Raw genomic sequence first — 22,921 nt, forward strand, 5'->3', positions numbered from 1 at the left:
CGCGCCGTACCGGCGCGCCCGATCCATGGGGGTACCGATGGCCACCGGCTGCCGTGACTGCACGACCTGTACGAAGCCCGGGCTGGTGAGACTGTTCCAGAAGTGGCTGGTCGGGCTGATGTACCTGGTCACGGTGGGGATCGCGTACGTCATCAAGCGCGGGCTGCGGTCGCACTGCCCGCAGTGCAACCACCTGTTGAGCAATCACGCGCGGCGCAGGGACGGCTCGTTCGCGGACTGACCGCTTCCGGGAGCCGGCGCCGGGACCGCAGCGGGGGACCGCAACGGGGGAGCGGAGCGCGGGCGGACCGACCGGATGGCCGCCCCGAGATGCCGGAGCGTGAGGGCGAAGTTACGTTCCGCGTATGATCCGATGGGTTCGCCGTCATGCCACCGCCCGTAGGGCCGCCCTCTCGACCGCGCTTCTCGCCGTCCTCGCAGCCGCCGCTCCCGCCGCACCGCCGTCCGCCGAGTTCGCCCCCGCCGCAGGCGGGCGGGTGTCCGAACCGGGCGGCGGCGGTCCCGCCGCGGGCCCCGCCGCACCGGCCGGCGGCCCGGCCGCCCCCGCCGGGGGCGGCGTCGCACCCCACCGGGGCACGCTGGCTCCCGTGAAGCCCGCGCTGCCGGGCGCCGTCTCGCCGTACTTCTCGCTGGGCTGGGGCAACGCTCCCGACCCGGTGGAGGTCATAAAGGCGACGGGGGTCCGCTGGTTCACGCTCGCGTTCGTCCTGAGCGAGGGCGAGTGCGCGCCCCGCTGGGACGGCGTACGGCCGCTGACCGGCGGCGTGGACGAGGAGACCGTACGCGCCGTACGGGCCGCGGGCGGCGACGTCATCGCGTCGTTCGGCGGCGGCCTCGGGCACCGGCTGGAGCAGAGCTGCCCGGACGGGCGTTCGCTCGCCGACGCGTACCAGCAGGTGATCGACGCCTACGAACTCGAGGCCGTCGACGTCGACATCGAGACCGAGGCGTACCAGGACCCGGCCGCGCGCGCGAAGACCGTCGAGGCGCTGAAACTGGTGCGCTCCCGCAATCCCGGGCTCACGCTGTACGTGACCGTGCCCAGCCACCCGCACGGCCCGGACCGCGAGCTGATCGACGAGGCCGCGCAGGCCGGCCTCGAGGCGGACGCCTGGACCATCATGCCGTTCGCCTTCGGCGCGTCCGCCCAGGGCCGGGACATGGGCACGCTCACCATCCAGGCCGCCGAGGGGCTGAAGGACACCCTCCGGAGCGCGTACGGCTACGACGAGGCCGAGGCGTACCGGCGCAGCGGGGTGTCGTCGATAAACGGACTCGCCGGCCAGGGCGAACTCATGACCCTGGAGCACTTCCGCGAGCTGTTGCGCTACGCGAAGCGGAACCGGCTGGCCCGGCTCACGTTCTGGTCGGTGAACCGGGACCGCGCGTGCCCCGGCGGCATCTACCCCGCCGACGACACGTGCTCGGGCGTCGAGCAGCAGCCGTGGGCGTACACCCGGCTGCTCGCGGACCACGGCGGCTAGGGGATGGCGGCCAGGTGACGGCGGCCGGCTGACGCGAGCGGCGCCCGGCTGCGGCCGGGCGCCCCGTCAGCCGGCTGACTGCCGGGCTCAGCCGGCGGCTGCGGCGCTCAGTTGGTGGGCGCGGGTGCGGGCGCGGGCTTCCGGCGTATGACGAACGCCGCCAGCGACCCGGCCGCGAACAGCGCGAGCACCGAGATCGCCGTGCCGACCCAGGCGGTGTCCAGCCACCGGCTGCCGAGGTAGCCGAGGCTCACCGTGTACGCGGCCCAGGTCAGGCCCGCCAGGGCGGACCAGGGCACGAAGTCCTTGGCGCGCCGGTGTGCGGCGCCCGCCGTCAGGCTGACCACGGAGCGTCCGGCCGGGGCGAACCGGGCCAGGACGACGAGGGCACCCCCGCCGCGTACGAGCGCGTGCCCGAGGTGTTCCTGAGCGGTGGTCAGCTTCCGTGAGCGGGCGATGGCGCGGTCAAGTCGGGCGCCGCCCCGCCAGGCCAGCCGGTAGACCGCGAGGTCGCCCAGGACCGACGCGGCCGCGGCGCACAGCACCAGCAGGAGCATCTCCGGGAAATGCGTGGCCGACTGCGCGGCCTCCGCCGCCGTCGTCCCCGCGACCGCGGTGGCCGCCGCGATCACCAACACCCCGCTGGGCAGCACCGGAAGGAAGACATCGAGCAGCACGGAGAGCGCGATGAGTGCATAGATCCATGGGGTACCGATCACGGACCCCAAGGCTTCTGGCACAGCTGGCTCCCCCGTTCGCCTGTGTTTAGCCGCCGCTTACCGCCGTACAGCGTACGCCTGGGTACTCCACCCGTAGCGGGCGGGGCGCCGTGGTGTTGATCTCACCGGGCGCCAGGGACAACAGATACCCCAATCGAACCAGCTTTCCTGCTGAACATACGGACCCGGATGAGGAGCAACAGTGAAGACAGGATTCACGACAACCGCCGCCGCCACCGCGGCACTGCTGGTAGCCGGCACCGGCGTGGCCCACGGTCTGGACGGGGGCACGGCGGGCGGCGCGGACTACCGGCTCCGCGCGAGCGGCCAGTTCGCCCCGTCCAGCTCGCCGGTGGCACCGGCCGCGATCACGTACGACCACGAACTGGTGCCGCCCGGCGCCGGGATCAAGGTGACGCAGCGCGTGGACGGCGCCGGCACGACGGTCGCCGTGTCCGTACGCGGCGTCGCGCCGGACCACACGTACGGGGTACACGTGCACACCGCGCCGTGCGGTGCGGACCCCGACGACGCCGGGCCGCACTACCAGAACCGTGAGGACCCGGAGCAGCCGTCCGTCGACCCCGCCTACGCCAACCCCGCCAACGAGGTGTGGCTCGACTTCACCACCGACGGCTCGGGCGCGGCGCGTTCGGTCGCCTCGCACCCGTGGAACTTCCGCATGGGCGAGGCCCGGTCCGTCGTGCTGCACGAGCACGCGACCAGCCTGAAGCCGGGCGAGGCGGGCATGGCGGGCGAGCGCGTCGGCTGCTTCACCGTGCCGCTGATGGGCGACGGGGTGCGGTAGCCGGCACACCGGCGGGCCGCAGGGTGTCCAGGGCGGCGCGGGCCACGGCGTCGGCGTCGGTCAGCGTCACCGAGTTCACGCCGGGGCGCGCCCCCGCGGCCGTCACCCAGTGCACGCCCTCGGTGGGCACCCCGACGGCGAACCGGCGGGGGTGCGGACGCCCCTGGCGGTCGATCAGCCGGTACGGGCGGGCGGTCACGTCGAGGCCGCCCGTCTCGTACCCGCCGACCGTGTGCGGACGGCACTCGCCCGCCCGCAGCAGGCCGGCCAGCAGCGGGTCGGCCGTACGCCGCAGGTCCGGCTCCGGCAGCCGCGCCTCGATCAGCGCGGTGACGGCCACCGCGCTGCCGGGCACCGCGGGGGAGCGGGCCAGGAAGCTGCCGGTGGCCGCGTCGGCGCGTACCTCCAGCCGCGGCCCGAGGACCGTGAGCACGCCGGCCTCGATCAGCGCGGCCGTCTCCTCGATGCGGTGGCGCGGCGGGCCGATGGAGAGGAAGGCGTTCAGCGGCGTGTACCAGCGGTCGAGGTGGTCGCGGCGCGACAGCCCGCCGAGCCCGCTGTGGTCGACGATCTGCCGCAGCTCGTTCCGCAGGTCGCGGAGCACGTCGAGGGCGGCCTTGACCGGGCCGCGTACGTTGCCCTCACGGGCGTCCGCGACGTCCTGGCGCAGCCGGTCCAGCAGCCAGTCGCGGAACTCCGCCGGGCCCGCGAAGTCCCGTCCCCCGTACGGCTCCGCCACCGTGTCCCAGCACCAGCGCTCATCCGCGCGTACGCCGAACGCGTCCAGGACGGCGGCCTCTTCGGCACCGCCGTGCGGTACGGCGAGGAAGCGGCGGCGGAAACGGTGCCGGAAGCCGGGGTGTTCCGTGCCGCGGGCGGCGAGCAGCGCCTCGTAGTAGACCGTCTCGGCCTCCTTGGCGACCAGCGGCCAGATCTCCGCGCGGAAGTCCGGCGGATCGCCCGCGTCCGCGCGCCGGCGCAGCCGGGCGACGGTCTCCGGGGTGAGCACGAGGGGCTCGTGGCGGCCGTGCGCGCCCTTCTCGTTGTCGCCGCGCGCGTGGTACGGGACGCCGCGGCGCGAACCGGCGAACAGCCGGGGCTCCTTGCCGGACGGCACATAGCGGAGCCGCGTGCCGTACGGGCTGTCCTCTCGTACGAAACGGCCGCCGCGGCCGCTGGTGAGCAGCGCCAGGTGGTCGAAGAAGTTGAGGCCGAGGCCGCGCAGCAGAACGGGCTCGGCGGGGGCGAGGGCGGCGAGTTCGGCGGTGAGGTCGGCCGGGTTGGCGGGCGGGAGGTAGTACAGGCCGTGCTGCCGCGCGTGCGCGGCGAACCGCCGCTGCCCCGGCGAGAGCTCCGAGGGGAGGTGGCCCTGGGCGAGGACGACGGCGGATAGGCCGGCTATCCGGGTGCCGTCGGAGAGTTCGAGCAGCTGCGTCGTCGCCGCCTCCGCCGTCCCGCGGCCCGGCGCGGTGGCCTCGTCCGACAGCCGTACGGCGCGCGCCGCGTGCACCCGTACGGTCACGGACTCGGGAGCGCGGCGCAGCACCTCGCCGAACACCCAGGCCAGATAGGCGCCGTAGAGCCGCCGCGTCGGGTAGTCGTCGGGGCCCAGCGGCGGGCGGTCCCGGTCCGGCGTACGGGTGCCGTCGGCGCCGGGCGCGCCGCTCTCGTACCACTCGTGGAGGCTCGGCCCCGGCAGCACCGGCCCCTCCGCCGCCACGGTGGCGTCCGTGAACAGCGTCACCTGCGCGGCGACGGTGTTCATCAGCAGCTCGTCCGGCTGGTCCGTACGCCACACGCGGCCCGGACCGGGCGGCTCCGGATCGACGACGTGGACGGTCAGCGGTACGGCCGGGCCGAGCCGGTCCGGTACGGCCGCGCACAGCCGTTCCAGGACGCTCGTGCCGCGCGGTCCGGCGCCGACCACGGCGAGGGCATGGTGCAGGGCGGCCAAGAGTCGTCTCCCGTGCATGCGTGCGGCGCTGGTGCCTGCCTGCGGCTGCGTTCGTGCCTGCCTGCGGTGGCGGGTGCCTGCCGCGGCGCCGACCATCATGCCGCCTCGCACGGGCCCTTCCGGACGATCAGCCTCCGCTGTGGGAAGTCTCACTCGCCGCGGTCAGCGTCCGCTCCGTCACCTGCGCCAGCCGTACGCCGCTCTCCGTGGTCCGTGCCCGGTGCATGCCGAGCCGTGCGGAACGCCCGTGCAGGGCCAGCGTCATCAGCTGGTTGCCGAACCACGGCCCGCCCGTACGCCGCCAGCTCAGCGACGGCCGCCCCGCGCGCCCGTGCCGGGCCAGCGTGCGGCCGAGCAGCCGCCCGGCGCCGCTCCAGCCGAAGCGGAAGCCCGCCCGCATGAACGCCGGGATGCTGTTGTGCATCGGCGAGCACGTCAGCTGCACCACGCGGGCGCCCGTGCCCGGCGGCCGTGCGAAGCGCGGCTCCGCGACGTACGCGTGGTGCACGTCGCCGGAGAGCACGCAGACCGTGGCCGGCGCCTCGTCCCCCTCGGCGACCTCCGCGATCAGCCCGGTCAGCTCCTCGAAGGAGCGCGGGAACGCGGCCCAGTGCTCCAGGTCGGAGGCCCGGCGCAGCTTCTCGCCGAAGCGCGCCCAGCGCGGGCCGCGCGCGCCCGCGCAGAGCGCCGCGTTCCAGCTCTCGGCGTCGTGGATGGCGGGCGGCAGCAGCCAGGGCAGGGAGGAGCCGATCAGCAGGTGGTCGTAGCCGGAGCGGTCGTCGAGGGCCTGCTCGCGCAGCCACTTCATCTCGTCCGCGTCGAGCATCGCCCGGTCCTGCTCGGCGAGGACGCGGGCGGCGCGGGTGTCGGCCATCAGCAGCCGTACGCGGCCGAAGTCCCGCCGGTAGCTCCAGCGGGTCGCCTCCGGGTCGGCATCGGCGCGCTCCGCGAACTCGCGGAGGACGGCGGTGCCGTCCTCCGCCGCCCGTACGGCGGTGAACAGCGGGTCCTCGGCCAGCTCGCCCGGCGACAGGTTGCCGAGGTGCTGGTACACCCAGTACGAGGTCAGGCCGCCGAGCAGCCGTTCGCGCCACCAGCCGGTGGCGCGGATGTCGCGCTGCCAGGACTCGCTGGTGTTCCAGTCGTCGATCACGTCGTGGTCGTCGAAGATCATGCAGCTGGGCACGGTGGAGAGCAGCCAGCGGACGTCGGGCGCGAGCCAGGACTCGTAGTAGAGCGCCGTGTACTCCTCGTAGTCCGCGACCTGGTCCCAGGGCGGGTCCTTGAGGTCGCGGCGGGCCGCGAGGTCGGCGCGTACGGCCTCCGAGGTCTCGTCCGCGTACACCTGGTCGCCGAGCAGCAGCAGGACGTCCGGTATGTCGCCGCCCGCCACGGCCTGCTGGGCGAGGGCGGCGAGCGCGTCGGGGCCCACCGGGTCGTGGCTGCTCTCGGCGGGCCGGGCGGCCCAGCGGCAGGAGCCGAAGGCCAGCCGCAGCTCGCCGCGCCCGTCCGGGGCGGGGGTGCGGATGGTGCTGGGCGGCATGGGGCGGGCGCCCGCACCGGTGCTCGGGAGCGGCCAGACCTCGGTGTCGTCGAGCAGCACGCTGTACGGCGTCTCGGTGCCCGGCTCCAGGCCCACGACGGTGATCAGGGCGTAGTGGTGCCCCGCGACCTGCCAGGTGGTGGCGGCGCCGCCCGCGGGGGACCCGTCGCACCGGACCTCGGCCTCACAGGGCCCGTCGGTCTCGACCCACACGGTCGCCGTGTCCTCGTCCACATACCGCAGCAGCGGCCCCAGGCGTAGCGCGGTCATCGCGGTCTCCCTCCATCGCCCCGTAACCGTACGGAACGACGGAGGGAGAACGGTAGTTTCCCGCGGACCCGGTGTGGGGGGTGTGTGAAGGCCCGCGGGGCCGGGTCAGCAGGCGCTCAGGACCTCGTCGAGCTTGCCCTTCTCGGCGGAGTCAGCGGTCATGTCGTAGGTGTGCTTCACCCAGACCCACATCTGCGCGTACGTGCAGTGGTAGTCCGTGTTCGACGGCATCCACTCGGCCGGGTCCTTGTCGCTCTTCTCCTGGTTGGCGTTGTCGGTGACGGCGATCAGCTGCGCGACGTCCATGTCGTTCGCGAAGCCCTCGCGCTGCTCGTCCGTCCAGTCGGCGGCACCGGAGCGCCAGGCCTCGGCGAGCGGGACCATGTGGTCGATGTCCACGTCGGAGGGGTCGGTCCAGGTTTCCTTGTCGTACTCGCTGTACCAGCTGCCGCTCGTCGGGTAGCAGTCGCTGCCGGTCTCGACGCCTTCGCCGTCCCGCTTCAGCACCGCCTCGCGGGTGTCGCAGCTGTCGCCCTGGTTGCTCCAGTGCGGGAACTTGTCGCGGTCGTAGCCGTCCGACGAGCCCTCTTCCGCCTCGGTCAGCTCGCCGAGCATCGTCCGCGCCTCCGCGGCGCTCGGCGGAGTGGGCGGTGCGGCCGTCGCGGAACCGCCGCCGGCCAGCGTGACCGTGGCGCATACCGCGGCCAGAAAAGCGGCCGCTGTCGCGGTGACCGCGGAGCGACGCGCGTAGAACCTGCGTATGCCGTGCATACGAACTCCCTCTTGGTGGGGGGACTTGGAGAGCACCATGCTCGAGCCGCCGGGTGTCGCCCCGGCGTTCGACAGGTAACAGCGTGCCGACGTGTGCACGTCACATCAAGACCCTGTTCGGCTGACTTGCCGCGACTCTGTGCGGCCGGACGGCCCGCCGGGCCGGCTGACGCGCCGTCAACCGGCCCGGCACGGCCGTGTGCTCCGGCCGCTACGGCCGTGCGCTCTAGGGTGAGCCCGTGCTCGCCGCCGATGCCCTGCTGCCCGTGAACCCCGTGCTCGGGGTCGTCCTCGGGGTGCTGCTGCTCGCCGCGATGGCGGTCGGGGCGTTCGCCCGGCTGGCGCACGACGGGCGCGGCCACGCGCGCGCCGTCGCGTTCGCCGGGCTGCGCGCCGCCGTCCAACTCGCCGCCGTCTCCTGGCTGATCGGCTGGGTGGTCGGCGCCGTACCGACCCTGCTGGGCTTCGTCGCGCTGATGTACGCGGTGGCCGTACGGACGGCGGGCCGCCGTATCACCGACAACGGCACCTGGTGGTGGACGTCCGTGCCGCTGGCCGCCGGGGTGTTCCCCGTGCTGCTGGTCCTGCTGCTGACCGGGCTGGTGCCGCTGGACGGCATCGCCCTCGTGCCCATCGCGGGCATCCTCATCGGCGGCGCCCTGACCGCCACGGTGCTCGCGGGGCGGCGCGCGCTGGAGGAGCTGCTGACCCGCCGGGGCGAGGTGGAGGCGGCGCTGGCGCTGGGAATGCCCGACCGCGAGGCGCGCCTGGAGATCGCGCGGCCCGCCGCGGCCGGCGCGCTGCTGCCCGGCCTCGACCAGACGCGCACCGTGGGACTCGTCACACTGCCGGGCGCGTTCGTCGGCATGCTGCTGGGCGGCGCGTCCCCGCTGCTGGCCGGTGCGGTGCAGCTGTTCGTCCTGGTCGCGCTGATGCTGGTGCAGGTGGTCGCGGTGGCCGCCGTGCTGGAGCTGATCGCGCGGGGCCGGCTGCATCGCGTACCCTTGGCGGCGTCTGAAGGGGAGTAGCTCTTCGCCGGACCGTCGACACACTGGGCAGCGCGTCTGCCCCGGCGCCCGGAGCGCGTACGGGTCTTCGACGCCCCGTTCGCGCCAGCGAGACCTTCGGCCGCAGTGTCCGTACGCATATCCGTATGCCGCGACGCTGTCGAGCCGAAGCGTGCGCGCTCCCGCGGACCCTCCGGCACGGCGGCCCGCGGCCCCGAATCACCGAAGGATCCCCGTGTTCAGCATCACTGTCGCCGCCGTCACGTTCGGCGTCGTCTTCCTCGCCGAGCTGCCCGACAAGACCGCGCTGGCCGGGCTGATGCTCGGCACCCGCTACCGCGCCTCGTACGTCTTCGCCGGCGTCGCCGCCGCCTTCGCCGTGCACGTGGCGCTGGCCGTCGCCGCGGGCAGCGTGCTGACGCTGCTGCCGCACCGGCTGGTGGACGGGGTGGTCGGGACGCTGTTCCTGGCCGGGGCGGCCGTCCTCTTCTTCAAGAAGGACGACCACGACGACGAGAACGCCAAGGCGCCCGCCGACCAGTCCTTCTGGAAGGTGGCGGCGAGCGGCTTCATGCTCATCCTGGCCGCGGAGTTCGGCGACCTCACCCAGATCATGACGGCGAACCTCGCGGCGCGCTACGACGATCCGCTGTCCGTCGCCGTCGGCGCGCTGCTCGCCCTGTGGGCGGTCGCCGGGCTGGGCATCCTGGGCGGGCGCACGCTGATGCGGTACGTGCCGCTGCGGCTGATCACGAAGGTGGCGGCGCTGCTGATGCTGGCGCTGGGGGTGTTCAGCCTGTACGAGGCGGTGTCGGGCTGACGCGCCCGCGCGTGCGCCGTACGAGCGGGTGCGCGCGTACGAGCGGGTGCGCGCGTACGGTCCGCCCGTGCGGCGCCCCGCCTCAGTCCCCGAAGTCCAGCCGCACTGTGCCGCCTGTGCCGTCCGTGCTCGCCGTGACCCGTATCCGCGCCAGGTCGGGCACGGCCACGGTCGGCCCGTGCGCGCCCGCGCGCGGGCCGACGCCCACCACGCGCATCCCGGCGGCGAGCGCGGCGGCGATGCCCGCGCCGGAGTCCTCGAAGGCGACGCAGTCGGCCGGTTCGTAGCCCAGTTCGGCGGCGCCCTTGAGGAAGCCCTCGGGGTCAGGCTTGCTGGCGCTCACGCACTCCGCGGTGATGCGGGCTGCGGGCAGCGGCAGCCCGGCGGCGCCCATGCGGGCGGTGGCGAGCGCGGTGTCCGCCGAGGTCACCAGGGCGTGCGGGACGGTCGCGGCGGCGAGCGCGGCGAGGAACGCGGCGGCGCCGGGGATCGCCACGACGCCGTCGAGGTCGGCGGTCTCCTGGGCGAGGAGTTCGCGGTTCTCCGCGAGGTTGACCTCCGTCGGGCGGTCGGGGAGGAGCGCGGCCATGGTGGAGTGGCCCTGCCTGCCGTGCGCGACCTTCAGTACGTGGTCCGCGTCCATGCCCTTGGCGGCGGCCCAGCCGCGCCAGACGCGCTCGACGACGGCGTCCGAGTTGACCAGCGTGCCGTCCATGTCGAGGAGCAGGGCGCGGGTGGTGAGCGGGGCGTTCGGCATGGCGTTCGGACTCCCGGTGCGACAGTGAAAGGTGGTCCCGCCCGCCGGTCAGGGACGCCCCATCCGTCAGGTGAGGGGCACGGGCGGAACCACTTTGTTTCTACAAGATACAAAACGGGAGCCGTGCACGCCAGTGCCTATGGCACCCGACTCGTACGGGCTCACTCACGCCATGCGCGTACGGGGGTTGCGTACGGGCGGCTCGGCGCGCGGGCACTCGCTCTCCGCGCCGCCGAGTTCGGCGTTCAACTCCCGTACCAGCTCGGTCAGTTCCTGCGGCCGGTCCGCCGACCACCAGTCGCCCAACAGCTCCGCGAGCGAGTCCTCGCGCGCCCGCGCGAGCCGTGCCGCGGTCCCGCTGCCCGCGGCGGTCAGCACGAGCGCCAGCCCTTCCCGTACGGCCAGGCCGCGCTCCTCCAGCTGGCGTGCCGCGTCCGCGATCACCGGGCGCGGGACCACGCCGTGGTCGGCGAGGAGTGCCGGTTCGACGGCTCCGTGCCGGGCGACGCGCAGCAGCATCCAGCACGCGGCGGGCCGCAGGTCCACGCCGGCGCGTGCGGCGATCCGCGCGTACAGGTCGCGGCGGCCCTGCCGGGTGCTCAGCAGCGACAGCGCGCGGCGCACCTCGTCGGCGGAGGAGCGTTCGACGGGGTTGGCGGCCAGGGTCTCGCTCTCGTCGGGGGACAGCACGCTGCGGCGCAGAGGCTCCTCCTTGAGGAGGCACGCGAGGATGAACGCGATCAGCACCACCGGCGCCGCGTACAGGAAGACGTCCGTGATCGCGGAGGAGTACGCGCGCAGCACCGCCTCGCGCGTGTCCGGCGGCAGGGTGCCCACCGCACGCGGATCGTGCTGCAGGGACGTGGCCGAGACGCCCTCCGGCAGCTCCCGCCCGCGCAGCGCGGCGCCCAGGTAGTCGCCGAGTCGGCCGGTGAACACGGTGCCGAAGACGGCGACGCCGAACGACGCCCCGATGGAGCGGAAGAAGCTCGCGCCGGAGGTGGCGACGCCGAGGTCGGCGTAGTCCACGGCGTTCTGCACGGCCAGCACCAGCACCTGCATCACCAGGCCGAGGCCCAGCCCGAACACCGTGAAGTACGCGCTCATCTCCGCCGTCGAGCTGTGCTCGTCCATGCGGTGCAGCAGCACCAGGCCCAGCCCGGTGACCGCCGTGCCGAGGACGGGGAACACCTTCCAGCGGCCCGTACGGCTCACCAGCTGCCCCGACAGCGTGGACGACACCAGCATCCCGGCGACCATGGGCAGCATGTGCACGCCCGAGAGCGTCGGCGTGACGGCGTGCACGACCTGGAGGAACGTCGGCAGGTACGTCATCGCGCCGAACATCGCGAAGCCGACGACGAAGCCGATCACCGAGCACAGCGTGAACGTGCGGATGCGGAACAGCTTCAGCGGCACGACCGGCTCCACCGCCCGCCGTTCCACCGCGACGAACCACACCAGCAGCACCGCGGCAAGCGCCGCGAGCCCGCCCGTCTGCACGGAGAGCCACGGCCAGCTGGTGCCGCCCAGCGACGCGATCAGCACCAGGCAGGTGGCGACGCAGGCGATCAGGAACGTGCCGAGGTAGTCGATGCGGTGCCGGTGCGGGCGCGCGGGCAGATGCAGCACGGTGGCGACGACGAGCAGGGCGACGGCGCCGAGCGGCAGGTTGATGTAGAACACCCAGCGCCAGTCGAGGTGTTCGGTGAAGAACCCGCCCAGCAGCGGGCCCAGCACGCTCGACATGCCGAACACCGCGCCGAACAGGCCCTGGTAGCGGCCCCGTTCGCGGGGCGGCACCATGTCCCCGACGATCGCCATGGACAGCGTCATCAGCCCGCCGCCGCCCAGTCCCTGCACGGCGCGGAAGCCGATGAGCTGCGGCATGTCCTGCGCCACGCCGCACAGCGCGGAGCCGGCCAGGAACAGCGCGATGGCGGACTGGAACAGCCGCTTCCGCCCGTACTGGTCGCCCAGCTTGCCCCACAGCGGCGTCGCGGCGGTCGCGGCGAGCAGATACGCCGTGACCACCCACGACAGATGGTTCAGTCCGCCGAGTTCGCTGACGATGGTGGGCAGCGCCGTCGCGACGATCGTCTGGTCGAGCGCGGCCAGCAGCATCCCCAGCAGCAGGGCCCCCATGGGCAGCCACAGGGCGCGGCCGGACAGGGCGTCCCCGGCGCCGGGGGCTGAGGGCGCCGCGTCCGGCGCGTGCTGCGTCGCCATGCGCCCTCCTCGGCTCCCGCGTGGACGAAAGTGCCCTTCCATCGTCACCGCTGTACGCCGGAACGGCCTCCCGGCGTGTGCCCGGGCCCGTACGCCTGCCTACGCGGGCTTGGGCGGCGCCTGCTGCACGACCTCGAACGACCACAGCGCGGAACTCGCCGACACGGGCTTCGGGCGCTCGCCGCCGTCGCCGCTGCCGCTGCCGCCGCCTGTGCCGCGCTGGTGGGCGCTCTTCATCGGGCCCTCCATCCAGGCGCGGTACGACTCCTCGTCGCGCCACCGCGTGTACACCAGGTACTCGTCGGTGCCCTCCAGCGGGCGCAGCAGCTCGAACCACTCGAAGCCGTCCGCGCTCTCCACAGTCCCGGCCCGCGCGCCGAACCGCTGCTCGAACGTCTCGCGCTGCTCGGCGGGAACGGTCAGCACATTGATCTTGACGATGCTCATGTGCCCCATACTGCCGTGCCACCGCGCGCCGTCCGCCCCGCCCCCGCCTCGTCCGCCCGCCCCGTCCGCACGCCTCGCCGAGTCCCGCGGCGGCGCGTCCGTACGCTGCATCGGTTTCCCCGGTCAACTTTCCCCGCGCCAAAGGTCTTGACCGCGCTCCGTCAAAAAGATAGGTCTAGACCTGGCACACGTGATACCGACTCGCCACTTCGCGGCCGCAGTTCCGCATCACGCGGTCGTGTCCTCACCGTTGTCGGAGTGTCCGTTCTCGCGTTGCCGACGCTCGACCAGGCCGCCGTAAGGCACCTGCACTCCCGTGCCGGTGCCGACCCCCACCCTGACGGGCGGCCGCCATCGTGAAGGAGTTGGCATGAACCGGAAACGCAAGCTCGCTGCCGTCATCGGCGCGGGGATCGCTCCCCTGCTCGTTGTGTCACTGCCGGCCAGCCCGGCCAGTGCGCACGGCTACGTCGACTCGCCCGCCAGCCGGCAGGCCCAGTGCGCCGAGGGCACGGTCGACTGCGGACCCATCAAGTGGGAACCCCAGAGCGTCGAGGGTCCCAAGGGCCTGAACAGCTGCAGCGGCGGCAACGAGCAGTTCGCAGAGCTCGACGACGACAGCAAGGGCTGGAAGGTCCACGACGTCGGCAGCTCGGCCAGCTTCAACTGGCGGCTGACCGCGCGGCACGCGACCAGCACGTGGCAGTACTTCGCGGGCGGCCAGAAGATCGCCGAGTTCGACGACGGCGGCGCGCAGCCCGGTGAGACGGTCACGCACCAGGTCGACTTCGGCGGCCTCTCCGGCCAGCAGAAGGTGCTCGCCGTCTGGAACATCGCGGACACGGCCAACGCGTTCTACGCCTGCATCGACGTGAACGTGGGCTGACCCCCGCACCCGGGGCGGCCCGCGGGCACACGGTGTCCGCGGGCCGCCCCTTCACACGGGTCCGCGCCGACCGCCGACGCGATCCCGCGCCGCCGGAACCCCGGCGGCACCGCCGCGCCCGCGAGCTGCACCAGCGCGACGGAGCGCAGGTCGTCCTCGCCGTCCGCGGCGCGCACGGTGACACCGTCCGGCGCGGGCGGCGTACGCAGGTCCGCCGCCGCGAGCGCCATCAGCGGCAGCCGCACGTCGACGGTGAAGCCCGCCTCGGCCAGCACCGCGTCGACGTACGGGGCCGGGCTGACGTACTCCAGCCGCGGCATACGCGCCCGCGCGGTGAACGCGGCCACCAGCTCCGCCACTTCGGATGGTGCGGGCCGCGCGCCCTCGCCGGGGACGGCGTAGTTGCGGAAGGGAACCGAGGAAGGACTTCGGGCCCGGCCGCCGGCCCGTACGGGCCACGGCGAACCGGCGCACGCGCGCGCCCTTACGCGGCAGGGTGCGCGACGGCCGGGAGTTCGGCCGGGAACAAAGTCACAGCCCTTCAGGCAGAGGCGTACGGACACGCGGCCCGCGTGCCGTACGGCCCGCGCTACGCCCCGACTTGGCGCACCGCACGGGAGTTGCGGCGGGTGCACCGCGGGGCCACGGCGGGTGCGCGGTGCGCCGGCGGTCCGGCTAGCGTTGCGGCGACCCTGGGTGCCGGTCCCCGCACGCGTGGTTTCCCGGTCCGCGTGCAAGCGTTTGCGTCCCTGGCCCGAATTCGTGGCATAGGCTGATGTCGGCCGGTTCTCGGCCATTTCGGCGTGCTTCGCCGCCCGTGGAGGCCGAATCGCCTGTTGACGGCCACTATCGGACCCGTGTCAGGTAGCCGGTGGGTGTCCCGCGTCTGACCACCGGGATGATGGAGCGGGACAGCACAGCGGATCGAACGGGAGACGGCGGCGCGTGACGGCGGATACGTCAGGGGAACGGGCGGACAGGAACGCCACGGGGGTGCCACGGCCAGGCAGTCTCGCGGAGCAGCTGGGCTCGCGCGGGGGCATGGCGCTCATCGGGCTGTGGCTGCTCGCGGGCGCGCTGGCCGTACGGCAGGCCGCCGCCGTGCTGCGGCAGCCCTCCGACGAGCGGCTGACCGATCTGCTCGGCTGGATCGGCGACAACGGCGTCCTGCGCGTGCGCGGTTCTTTCTACGACGGGGCGCACCCGTTCACCGGCACGCCCTTCGCGGGTCTCGTGCTGAAGCCGCTCACGCGGGCCGCCGAGCAGGGCCTCGGCGTGGCGTGGACGTTCGGCACGCTGCTGCTCGTCGCGGCCGTCGGCGTGGTCGCGGCACGCGCGCTGCCCGGCCCGGTGTCGCGGCGCACGGCGCTGTTCGCCGTGCCGGTGGCACTCAGCCTGCTGACCGTGTCCGTGCCCGTACGCAGCACCTTCACCCTCGGCCAGACCAGCATCCTGCCCGTGCTGCTTGTCCTGCTGGGCTGGCTCCTGCGCGGTGAGGAGCGGCGGATCGGCGGCGTGCTGATCGGCCTGGCCGCCGCGCTGCAGCCGGCGGTGCTGCTGTTCGTGCCGCTGCTGTGGTTCACCGGGCGGCGGGCCGCCGCGGTCGGCGCGGGCGCCACGTTCGCGGCCTGCACGGCCGCCGCGTGGCTGGCGGTGCCGGGCGACTCGTGGACGTACTGGGTGCACCACCTCGCGGGCGCCGGCCTCGGCGACCCGTCCGACGGGCTCGCCAACCAGTCCCTGCACGGCGCCCTCCTCCGGCTCGGTCTCAGCGGCCCCCTCGAACTCGCCCTGCTCGCCGTCCTCGCCGTCGCCGTCTCCTGGTTCGCGCTGCGCCGCGCCGTGCGCTACACGCTGGACGGCCAGCCGCTGCTCGCCGCCGCGCTCGCCGGCTGCGCCGTCGTCGCCGTGTCGCCGACGGCCTGGCAGCACCAGCAGCTGTGGATCCTGCTCGCCGTCGTCGGCCGGGTCGGGCGGCGTACGGGCGACCGGCTGATGTGGCCCGTCGCCGTAGTCCTGGTGATGTCGCTGGAGAGCGGCGCGCTCGTGCCCAACATGCCCGGCCTGAAGCTGCTCGCCGACAACGCGCCGCTGGCCGCCGCGGTGCTCGCGGCGTGTGTCATCCCGTTCCTGTCCCGTACGGCGGAGAGCTGGGCGAAGCCGGAGCCGTCCGGCCCGTTCAGCCGCCCGAACCTGCTCCTGGAACTGCTGCTGATCCGCGTCGGGTACTGGGCCTACTCGTACGTACGCGGCCACGCGGACCAGGGCGTCGCCACCGCCGAGGGGCACGGCAGCCAGATCCTCGACTGGGAGCGGGTGCTGCGGCTCGACTGGGAGTACGGGCTCAACCAGTTCACCGTCCGGCACCCCTGGCTCGAGGACTTCTGCAACTTCTACTACACGACATTCCACTTCCTGGTGCCGATCGCGCTGCTCGCGCTGCTCTACATCCGGCGCCCGCCGGGCTACCGCAAGGCGCGTACGGCGCTGAGCTTCGCCACGCTGCTCGGGCTCGTCGGCTTCTGGTTCTACCCGCTCGCGCCGCCCCGGCTGATGCCCGGCCTCGGCTACATCGACACGGCACACGGCCCGCAGGACCTCAACGACCCGGACTTCGGCGCCCTGACGGAGCTGTCCAACCAGTACGCGGCGATGCCGTCGCTGCACGTGGGCTGGTCGCTGTGGTGCGCCATCGTGATCGTGCGGATGACCCCGAACGTGTGGCTGCGGGCGCTGGGTGTGCTCTATCCGCTGCTGACCACGTTCGTGGTGATGGCCACCGCCAACCACTATCTGCTGGACGCGGTGGGCGGCGTCCTGGTGATCATGGCGGGCTTCGGGCTGCAACGGCTCCTGTCGCGGTATCTGCCGGGGCCGGGGGCCGCGGCGGAGGCGGAAGCGGAGACCGCCGCGCCGGATGCCGTTCCGGACGCCGGACCCGGACCCGGGCCCGGACCCGGGCCCGGGCCCGTAGCCGATGCCGTACGGGACAAGGCCGCGGCCACGGTGCCGAAGCAGTCGGGGGAGCCGGGCGCGGAGCGCGCCCGGCCGGAGCCGTCCGCCGGACCGGACGAACCAGACGAACCGGAGCCGTCCGGAGAGCCGGCGGCCCCGGCCCGGCACACCTAGCGGCGGCCGGGAACCGGGACCGTACGCCCCCTACTGGCCCGGCATGAACGCCATGCCCTCCGTCGCGTTCACGATGGTGCCGTCCGGGCCGAAGAAGACCCGCACCTCGTAGAGCCCGTCCATCCCGCTCAGGAACTCGGGCATGCCGTGGTGCATGACGTCCATGCCGAAGTGCTCGAAGTACGACGTCGCGACCGTACGCATCGTCTCCGCCCTGGTCCCGGCCGGCACCAGCCCGTTCAGCCAGCTGGCGCCGGCGCGTATGTCCTGCGTGGCCGCGCCCGGGTCGGTGCCGGGCGCGGGCAGCCGGTCGTCGGTGACCAGCAGGAACTGGTTGCCCAGCGAGGTGAACACGCCGCCGGCCACGTTCGCCGCCGTACGCGCCAGCAGGACGGCCGCCGACTCCGGCTTCGCGTACGGGGCCAGGCCGAGCCGTGCGCCGTCCAGTTCGGGCACCGCCGCGTCCGCCGGCAGCCCGGCCTCCGCGCGGAAGCGGGCGCGTACGTCCTCGGTGCCAGGCGCCCACTCGAACCAGCCCTCCGCCAGGTCGTACCGGCCCAGCGCCCGCGTACGCAGCCCGCCACCCGGGAACCGGAGCAGCCCCGCCCCGGCGTCCCACTGCGGCATGGCGCCCACGAAGCCGAGCTCCTCGCCCGCGTACTCGATCATGCCGCCGGTGCCGCGTACCGACAGCGCCATGTGGCGCGCGGCCACCCGCAGCAGCGCCGCGGGGAACATGCCCTCGTCCGGCGCCGGCTGCGGCAACGCCGGCCGCCCCAGGGCCTGTTCGGGCACGCCGCCGTCCGCGGGCGGGCCGCCGTGCGGGCCCGTCACCGACACCCCGGTGACCGTACGGCCGCCGGTCACGTTCGCGGTGACGCCGCCGCCGTCCGGCAGCGTGGCCGACACCCGCCCCGGCCCGTACTGGGGCTCCATGCCGTGCCGCGCGCACCAGCCCTTCACGGCCTTCAGCTGCGGGACCTCGAGCTGCGCCACGACCTGGAGGTACTGCTCCAGCCGCCCGGCGCGCGGCGCGGCCGCCGGGACGGCGGGGTCGTCGGTGATCAGGAACACCGGCTCCTGCTGGTGGTTGCGGGTCACGAGGCAGCCGCGGGCGTCCAGCAGCCCCAGGCACATCGTGAGCAGCAGGTTGGCGGCGATCCTCGGGTCGGGGAAGCCGCTCAGGTCCAGCACGGGCCCGGCGAGTTCCCCGACGCCCTCGCGTGTGCCCAGCTCGCGCAGTTCCGCGGAGCGCGCCGCACCCGGCGTGTCCGACACGCGCCCGTCCGCCCACGCCCAGTGCCACGCGCCCGCGTTGTCCAGCGCGCCGATCTGGTGGGCGCGGAGGCTGATGCCGGAGCGTTCGGCCTTGGGCGTGTTCAGGTCGTAGGCGGTGGAGTCCAGCGGCACCAACTGGTCGAAGAGGTCCAGCTGTTCCAGGGACCAGAGCAGCCGGGGGCCCGCCAGGGTGAGCAGGGCATCGCTGAATTGAGCGTTCATCGTGCAGTCCTTGAGATCGATTGCGGGGAATCGGTTTCAAGGACCCCGGGAGGGCCGCCGCGGTTCCCGCTCTGCTCCCGGCCGCCGGGCGCGGTGAAGGACACCGGTGCGTCGAAGGCCGCGCGGCGCGTCGCCCGGCGGAGGGCCTTGAGGACCGTACTGCCGAGGGTCAGCGTGAGAACGACCGTGAGCACCGCGCGCGGCAGGTCCCAGCCGAGTGAGGTGGCGAGGACGTAGGCGAGGAAGCGGGAGAGATTCTCGCCGAGCGGATCACCGGGCACGAAGGAGATGCCGGAGCCGAGACCGGCGATGTACGTCCAGCCCTGCAGGTTCATCACCGTGCCGTAGAGGACGGAGGCGACGGCGCCGTAGCCGGCGAGCAGCAGCAGCTCGCGCCGCCCGCGCAGGGTGTCCGGGCGGGGCAGTAGCCCCGCGCCCATCGTCACCCAGCCCATGGACAGCATCTGGAACGGCATCCACGGTCCCACCCCGCCCGTGAGCAGCGCCGAGGCCAGCATCGACACCGCGCCCAGCACGAAGCCGAAGCCCGGCCCGAGCACCCGCCCGGACAGCACCATCAGGAAGAACATCGGCTCCAGGCCGGCGGTGCCCGCGCCCAGCGGCCGGAGTGCCGCGCCCGCCGCCGCGAGTACGCCGATCATCGCGATGGCCTTCGCGTCCATCCCGGTGTCCGCGATCGTCGCGACCACCACCGCGAGCAGCAGCGGCAGCAGCCCGGCGAACAGCCACGGCGCGTCACGGGAGTGCGCCAGCCCGGAGGCCGAGTCGGCCAGCAGCGGCCAGCCGAACGCGGCCACGCCCACCGCGGAGACCAGCGCGAGCGCCGCCACGGAGCGGGGCCCGAGGCGTACGGGCCGCACCTGCCGCACCGGGCGGGCGGCGGCGGGGGTCTCGCCGCGCGTGCTCACTCCCGCACCTCCTCGGCGTGCTTGAGTGCCGCCCGTACCTGCGGCACCGTCAGCCAGGGGCCGGGCGCCAGGATCTTGGCGACCTGCGGGGCGAACGCCGGGGAGGCCGTGACGACCTCGGGGGTACGGCCGTCCGCCACGATGTCGCCCTCGGCCAGGATGACGACGCGGTGGGCGAGTTCGGCGGCGAGCTCCACGTCGTGCGTGGCGAGGACGATCGCGTGCCCGTCCGCGGCCAGTTCGCGGAGTACGCGGATCAGCCGCGCCTTCGCGGCGTAGTCCAGGCCGCGGGTCGGCTCGTCCAGGAGCAGCAGCGGGGGTGCGGCGGTCAGGATCACCGCAAGGGCCAGCGCCAGCCGCTGGCCCTCGGACAGGTCGCGCGGGTGCGTCGCGTCCGGTACGTCCGGCAGCAGCCGGGTGACCAGCGCGCGGCAACTGCCCGGCGGGGCGCCCGCGTCCGCGTCGGCCGCCGCGCACTCCGCGGCCACGGTGTCCGCGTACAGCAGGTCGCGCGGCTCCTGCGGGACCAGCCCGACGTGGTGCAGCAGCTCGGCGGGCGGGGTGCGGTGCGGTACGACGGTCCGCGGCGGTGCGCCCGAGGGCGCGGGCGGGTTGCGGCGGGTGAGGCGCGCCAGCAGGCCCGTACGGGGCGCCGGTGCGGCGGCGCGGGCCGCCGGGCCCAGCCGTACGGAGCCGGAGGCCGGTTCGTGCATGCCGGTCAGCGTGCCCAGCAGCGTGGACTTGCCCGCGCCGTTGCGGCCCATCAGCGCCACCGCCTCGCCCGGACCGACCCGCAGGTCCAGGCCGCGCAGCACGTCGGTGCGGCCGCGGCGTACGGTCAGCCCCCGCAGCTCCGCCGCCGCGGGCCCGTCCGCGGTGTCCGCACGGTCCGGTTCCGGCGGCGCCGCCAGGCGGTCCCGCAGCGGTCCCGCGAGGCGGCGGGCGTCCCGTACGGACAGGGGGAGCGGCGACCAGCCGGCGAGCGCGCCGAGTTCGGCCACGGGCGGCCGCACCGGGGAGACCGGCATGACGTCCTGCGGTGTGCCGAGCACCGGAGGCGTACCGGGCGCGGGCAGGAGCAGGACGCGGTCGGCGTACTGCACGACGCGCTCCAGCCGGTGCTCGGCCATCAGCACGGTCGTACCGAGGTCGTGCACCAGGCGCTGCAGCACCGCCAGCACCTCTTCGGCGGCGCCCGGGTCGAGCGCGGACGTCGGCTCGTCCAGCACCAGGACGCGCGGGTGCACGGCGAGGACCGAGCCGATGGCCACGCGCTGCTGCTGGCCGCCGGAGAGCGTGGCGAGCGGCCGGTCGCGGAGCGCGGCGAGGCCGAGCAGGTCGAGTGTCTCCTCGACACGGCGGCGCATCACGTCGGGAGCGAGGCCGACGGACTCCATGCCGTAGGCGAGTTCGTCCTCGACGGTGTCGGTGACGAAGTGCGCGAGCGGGTCCTGGCCGACGCTGCCGACGACGTCGGCGAGTTCGCGCGGCTTGTGCGTACGGGTGTCGCGGCCGTCCACGGTGACCCTGCCGTGCAGGGTGCCGCCGGTGAAGTGCGGTACGAGCCCGGACACCGCGCCGAGCAGTGTCGACTTGCCGACTCCGGACGGGCCGACCAGCAGGCAGAGTTCGCCCTCGGGCACGGTCAGGTCCACTCCGTGCAGGGCGGGCGCCGGCGCGTCCTGGTAGGTCACGGAGACCTGCTCGAAGCGGATCACGGTGTCTCCTCGTCACGGTCGGCGGAGTGGCGTGCGGTGGGCGGCACCGGGGCGACGAACGCCGGCAGCAGCCCGAGCAGCACCGCCGCCGCGGGCCACAGCGGGAGTTCGGGCGCGGCCAGCGGCACGGCGGGCGGCTGGAGCGCCGCGGGCCACCGCCCGTCGGCCCAGACCAGCACCGCCGCCACGGCCGCCCCCGAACCGGCCGTCAGCCAGGCGCGCGGGCCCCAGCGGTCCGGCCGGTACCGGCTGCGTACGCTGCGCCGCCCGCCCAGCCGCAGCCCGGCCAGCGCGGCGGCCAGTCCGGCGAGCAGCAGCGGCGGCCCGTACGCGGCACCGCGCGCCGCCAGCAGCGCGTACGTGCCCGTGCAGACGCCCAGCAGCCCGCCGAGCACGAGCCCCGAGGTGGCGTGCCGTACGCCCGCGGGCACCTGTGCCGTACGCCCGTACCCGCGCGCGTCCATCGCCGCCGCCACCGCCACGGACCGCTCCAGCGCGCCCTCCAGGACCGGCAGGCCGACCTGGAGCAGCGCCTTGACGCCGCGGTCCGCGCGGCCGCGCAGACGGCGGGCGGAACGGAGCCGCTGCACGTCGGCGACGAGGTTCGGCGCGAACGTCATCGCCACGACGACGGCGACGCCCGCCTCGTACAGCGCGCCCGGCAGCGACTTGAGCAGCCGGGCCGGGCTGGCGAGGGCGTTGGCGGCGCCGACGCAGATGAGGAGCGTGGCGAGCCGCAGCCCGTCGTACGCGGCGAACAGCATGCCCTCGGCGGTCACCCGGCCGCCGATGCGCACGCCCTGCGCCCAGTCCGGCAGCGGCACTTCGGGAAGCGTGACGAGGACGTGCGTGCCGGGGATGGGCGAGCCGAGGAAGAACGCGAACACCAGCCGGATCAGCAGCACCAGCAGTCCCAGCTTCAGGAACGCGACGTACGAGCGGGCCCACGGCGCGTCCGTACGGCGTGCCGCCACGACGTAGCCCGCGACCGCGATCAGCAGGGCGAGCAGCAGCGGGTTGGTGGTGCGGGTCGCGGCGGCGGCGAGGCCGAGTGCCCAGAGCCACCAGGCGCCGGCGTGCAGCGCGTTGCCGCGCGCCGCCTCGGGGGCGCGCAGCCGCGACGGGCGGCGCGGTCGCGACTGGCCGCGCGGTCGGCGCGGTCCGCGCGCGGTCATCCGCGGCGGCGGCGGGTCTGCCAGAACGCTGCCGCCCCGAGGACGAGGACCGCGCCGGCACCGGCGGCGATGCCGAGACCGGCCGGCATGCCGCCGTCGGCGTCGCCCTCCGCCGCGTCCTCGCGGCCGGACTCCGCGCCGCCGTCCGAACCGCCCTTCCGCTTGCCCGAGATCTGCTCGCCGCAGCCCGACTCGGGGTAGCCCGCGATGGCGCACAGCAGCGCGTCGGAGTTGTAGCGCAGCGGCTTCGCCTCGGCGGCGAGCGCGTCGCCCGCGCTGCCGTCCTCGCCGATACGGGCGCAGGCCGTACGGGACTTGGGCGGCGTCTCGCCCGCGGGCGCGTCGGCGGCCGTACCGAAGTCGACGACCAGCGCGACGCGTTTGCTGCCCGGCTCCGGCTCCGTGTCCGCGCAGATGGTGCCGAACCCGGCCGCGCCGCGCGGCTTGGTGGCCTCGGCGGAGTCCTCGCTGACGGCGAAGCGGAAGCCGAGCACGGAGCCGTCGTCGGGGCGCAGGAAGGACGGGCCCTGCGAGGCGTACGCCCACGCGCCGTCCTTGCGCTCCCAGAACGACCAGTAGCGGTAGCCGGATTCGGCCTGCGCGGCGGCCGTCCGTACGCCAGCGGCTTCCGCCCGTACGCCCGCCGTGTCCCGTACGCCCGCCGCGTCCGCCGCAGGCGCGGGCGGCGCCACGGCGAGCAGCGCGGCCAGTGCCGCGAGCAGCGCCGGTACGGCCCCGCGGGCCATGCCCCTCG

At 74.5% G+C, this 22,921-nt stretch carries 20 protein-coding genes; 7 read left to right on the forward strand and 13 right to left on the reverse strand.

The window, feature by feature from the left end:
* Positions 1 to 85: 85 nt before the first annotated feature.
* On the forward strand, positions 86 to 241 hold the full coding sequence (locus tag DVA86_RS21830) for a hypothetical protein (RefSeq protein WP_245996935.1): 156 nt from the start codon (positions 86 to 88) through the stop codon (positions 239 to 241).
* Positions 242 to 365: 124 nt separating this feature from the next.
* Entirely contained in the window at positions 366 to 1,505 is a 1,140-nt protein-coding gene (locus tag DVA86_RS21835; protein WP_208880701.1) for a chitinase, read from the forward strand.
* A 107-nt stretch (positions 1,506 to 1,612) separates the two neighbouring features.
* On the opposite strand, the gene DVA86_RS21840 is transcribed toward DVA86_RS21835, so the two are convergent.
* Positions 1,613 to 2,233 carry a DedA family protein gene (locus tag DVA86_RS21840; RefSeq protein WP_425470993.1) on the reverse strand — a complete coding sequence of 207 codons (621 nt, stop codon included), beginning with the start codon at positions 2,231 to 2,233 and terminating at the stop codon, positions 1,613 to 1,615.
* 193 nt (positions 2,234 to 2,426) lie between these two features.
* Between DVA86_RS21840 and DVA86_RS21845 the strand changes: the two genes are divergently transcribed.
* Entirely contained in the window at positions 2,427 to 3,032 is a 606-nt protein-coding gene (locus tag DVA86_RS21845; RefSeq protein ID WP_208880705.1) for a superoxide dismutase family protein, read from the forward strand.
* On the opposite strand, the gene DVA86_RS21850 is transcribed toward DVA86_RS21845, so the two are convergent.
* From DVA86_RS21850 to DVA86_RS21860, 3 genes are all read right to left on the reverse strand, one after another.
* A complete protein-coding gene (locus DVA86_RS21850) occupies positions 2,998 to 5,004 on the reverse strand; it encodes an FAD/NAD(P)-binding protein (RefSeq protein ID WP_208880707.1) in 2,007 nt (668 codons plus the stop codon). The genes DVA86_RS21845 and DVA86_RS21850 overlap by 35 nt on opposite strands.
* 109 nt (positions 5,005 to 5,113) lie before the next feature.
* A complete protein-coding gene (locus tag DVA86_RS21855) occupies positions 5,114 to 6,799 on the reverse strand; it encodes an alkaline phosphatase D family protein (RefSeq protein ID WP_208880709.1) in 1,686 nt (561 codons plus the stop codon).
* Positions 6,800 to 6,904: 105 nt separating this feature from the next.
* Complete coding sequence (locus DVA86_RS21860) at positions 6,905 to 7,570, reverse strand: HNH endonuclease family protein (RefSeq protein ID WP_208880711.1); 666 nt, start codon at positions 7,568 to 7,570, stop codon at positions 6,905 to 6,907.
* A gap of 239 nt (positions 7,571 to 7,809) precedes the next feature.
* On the opposite strand from DVA86_RS21860, the gene DVA86_RS21865 reads away from it, so the two are divergent.
* Both DVA86_RS21865 and DVA86_RS21870 read left to right on the forward strand, forming a co-directional pair.
* The gene (locus tag DVA86_RS21865) at positions 7,810 to 8,598 is read left to right on the forward strand and encodes an ABC transporter permease (protein WP_281279311.1); all 789 of its coding nucleotides are present in this window, start codon (positions 7,810 to 7,812) and stop codon (positions 8,596 to 8,598) included.
* 214 nt (positions 8,599 to 8,812) lie between these two features.
* Positions 8,813 to 9,397: a TMEM165/GDT1 family protein gene (locus tag DVA86_RS21870; protein ID WP_208880712.1), complete on the forward strand. Its 585-nt coding sequence runs from the start codon at positions 8,813 to 8,815 to the stop codon at positions 9,395 to 9,397.
* A gap of 82 nt (positions 9,398 to 9,479) precedes the next feature.
* Here the strand turns inward: DVA86_RS21870 and DVA86_RS21875 are convergent, their stop codons facing one another.
* From DVA86_RS21875 to DVA86_RS21885, 3 genes are all read right to left on the reverse strand, one after another.
* The gene (locus tag DVA86_RS21875) at positions 9,480 to 10,154 is read right to left on the reverse strand and encodes an HAD-IA family hydrolase (RefSeq protein ID WP_208880714.1); all 675 of its coding nucleotides are present in this window, start codon (positions 10,152 to 10,154) and stop codon (positions 9,480 to 9,482) included.
* 165 nt (positions 10,155 to 10,319) lie between these two features.
* Positions 10,320 to 12,383, reverse strand: coding sequence for an MFS transporter (locus tag DVA86_RS21880; RefSeq protein ID WP_208880716.1), 2,064 nt, complete (start codon positions 12,381 to 12,383; stop codon positions 10,320 to 10,322).
* A 99-nt stretch (positions 12,384 to 12,482) separates the two neighbouring features.
* On the reverse strand, positions 12,483 to 12,830 hold the full coding sequence (locus tag DVA86_RS21885; protein WP_208880718.1) for an antibiotic biosynthesis monooxygenase family protein: 348 nt from the start codon (positions 12,828 to 12,830) through the stop codon (positions 12,483 to 12,485).
* 370 nt (positions 12,831 to 13,200) lie between these two features.
* Between DVA86_RS21885 and DVA86_RS21890 the strand changes: the two genes are divergently transcribed.
* A complete protein-coding gene (locus DVA86_RS21890; protein ID WP_208880719.1) occupies positions 13,201 to 13,716 on the forward strand; it encodes a lytic polysaccharide monooxygenase auxiliary activity family 9 protein in 516 nt (171 codons plus the stop codon).
* Here the strand turns inward: DVA86_RS21890 and DVA86_RS21895 are convergent.
* Positions 13,686 to 14,075 (reverse strand): hypothetical protein, encoded by a 390-nt coding sequence (locus DVA86_RS21895; protein WP_208880721.1) that lies wholly within the window; start codon positions 14,073 to 14,075, stop codon positions 13,686 to 13,688. The genes DVA86_RS21890 and DVA86_RS21895 overlap by 31 nt on opposite strands.
* A 682-nt stretch (positions 14,076 to 14,757) precedes the next feature.
* Between DVA86_RS21895 and DVA86_RS21900 the strand changes: the two genes are divergently transcribed.
* On the forward strand, positions 14,758 to 16,845 hold the full coding sequence (locus tag DVA86_RS21900; RefSeq protein WP_208884998.1) for a bifunctional glycosyltransferase 87/phosphatase PAP2 family protein: 2,088 nt from the start codon (positions 14,758 to 14,760) through the stop codon (positions 16,843 to 16,845).
* A 30-nt stretch (positions 16,846 to 16,875) separates the two neighbouring features.
* Here the strand turns inward: DVA86_RS21900 and DVA86_RS21905 are convergent, their stop codons facing one another.
* From DVA86_RS21905 to DVA86_RS21925, 5 genes are read right to left on the reverse strand one after another with little or no spacing between them, the layout of a single operon-like run.
* Positions 16,876 to 18,345 carry a DUF6882 domain-containing protein gene (locus DVA86_RS21905; RefSeq protein ID WP_208880723.1) on the reverse strand — a complete coding sequence of 490 codons (1,470 nt, stop codon included), beginning with the start codon at positions 18,343 to 18,345 and terminating at the stop codon, positions 16,876 to 16,878.
* Positions 18,342 to 19,274 (reverse strand): ECF transporter S component, encoded by a 933-nt coding sequence (locus DVA86_RS21910; RefSeq protein ID WP_245996950.1) that lies wholly within the window; start codon positions 19,272 to 19,274, stop codon positions 18,342 to 18,344. Before DVA86_RS21910 ends, DVA86_RS21905 begins: the two co-directional genes overlap by 4 nt.
* Positions 19,271 to 20,992 carry an ABC transporter ATP-binding protein gene (locus tag DVA86_RS21915; protein ID WP_208880724.1) on the reverse strand — a complete coding sequence of 574 codons (1,722 nt, stop codon included), beginning with the start codon at positions 20,990 to 20,992 and terminating at the stop codon, positions 19,271 to 19,273. Before DVA86_RS21915 ends, DVA86_RS21910 begins: the two co-directional genes overlap by 4 nt.
* Entirely contained in the window at positions 20,989 to 22,167 is a 1,179-nt protein-coding gene (locus tag DVA86_RS21920) for an energy-coupling factor transporter transmembrane component T (RefSeq protein ID WP_208880726.1), read from the reverse strand. Before DVA86_RS21920 ends, DVA86_RS21915 begins: the two co-directional genes overlap by 4 nt.
* Positions 22,164 to 22,913 (reverse strand): SCO2322 family protein, encoded by a 750-nt coding sequence (locus DVA86_RS21925; protein ID WP_425470994.1) that lies wholly within the window; start codon positions 22,911 to 22,913, stop codon positions 22,164 to 22,166. The genes DVA86_RS21920 and DVA86_RS21925 overlap by 4 nt, the downstream gene beginning before the upstream one ends.
* Positions 22,914 to 22,921: the final 8 nt, after the last annotated feature.

The organism is Streptomyces armeniacus (genome assembly GCF_003355155.1).
GTDB classification, from domain to species: domain Bacteria; phylum Actinomycetota; class Actinomycetes; order Streptomycetales; family Streptomycetaceae; genus Streptomyces; species Streptomyces armeniacus.

What these genes read in the sequence shown, in the direction of transcription:
- DVA86_RS21860 (WP_208880711.1), bottom strand. Translation starts at nt 7,570, where the DNA reads ATGCACGGCATACGCAGGTTCTACGCGCGTCGCTCCGCGGTCACCGCG.
- DVA86_RS21885 (WP_208880718.1), bottom strand. Translation starts at nt 12,830, where the DNA reads ATGAGCATCGTCAAGATCAATGTGCTGACCGTTCCCGCCGAGCAGCGC.
- DVA86_RS21880 (WP_208880716.1), bottom strand. Translation starts at nt 12,383, where the DNA reads ATGGCGACGCAGCACGCGCCGGACGCGGCGCCCTCAGCCCCCGGCGCC.
- DVA86_RS21855 (WP_208880709.1), bottom strand. Translation starts at nt 6,799, where the DNA reads ATGACCGCGCTACGCCTGGGGCCGCTGCTGCGGTATGTGGACGAGGAC.
- DVA86_RS21905 (WP_208880723.1), bottom strand. Translation starts at nt 18,345, where the DNA reads ATGAACGCTCAATTCAGCGATGCCCTGCTCACCCTGGCGGGCCCCCGG.
- DVA86_RS21925 (WP_425470994.1), bottom strand. Translation starts at nt 22,913, where the DNA reads ATGGCCCGCGGGGCCGTACCGGCGCTGCTCGCGGCACTGGCCGCGCTG.
- DVA86_RS21835 (WP_208880701.1), top strand. Translation starts at nt 366, where the DNA reads ATGATCCGATGGGTTCGCCGTCATGCCACCGCCCGTAGGGCCGCCCTC.
- DVA86_RS21920 (WP_208880726.1), bottom strand. Translation starts at nt 22,167, where the DNA reads ATGACCGCGCGCGGACCGCGCCGACCGCGCGGCCAGTCGCGACCGCGC.
- DVA86_RS21850 (WP_208880707.1), bottom strand. Translation starts at nt 5,004, where the DNA reads ATGCACGGGAGACGACTCTTGGCCGCCCTGCACCATGCCCTCGCCGTG.
- DVA86_RS21875 (WP_208880714.1), bottom strand. Translation starts at nt 10,154, where the DNA reads ATGCCGAACGCCCCGCTCACCACCCGCGCCCTGCTCCTCGACATGGAC.
- DVA86_RS21900 (WP_208884998.1), top strand. Translation starts at nt 14,758, where the DNA reads ATGGCGCTCATCGGGCTGTGGCTGCTCGCGGGCGCGCTGGCCGTACGG.
- DVA86_RS21890 (WP_208880719.1), top strand. Translation starts at nt 13,201, where the DNA reads ATGAACCGGAAACGCAAGCTCGCTGCCGTCATCGGCGCGGGGATCGCT.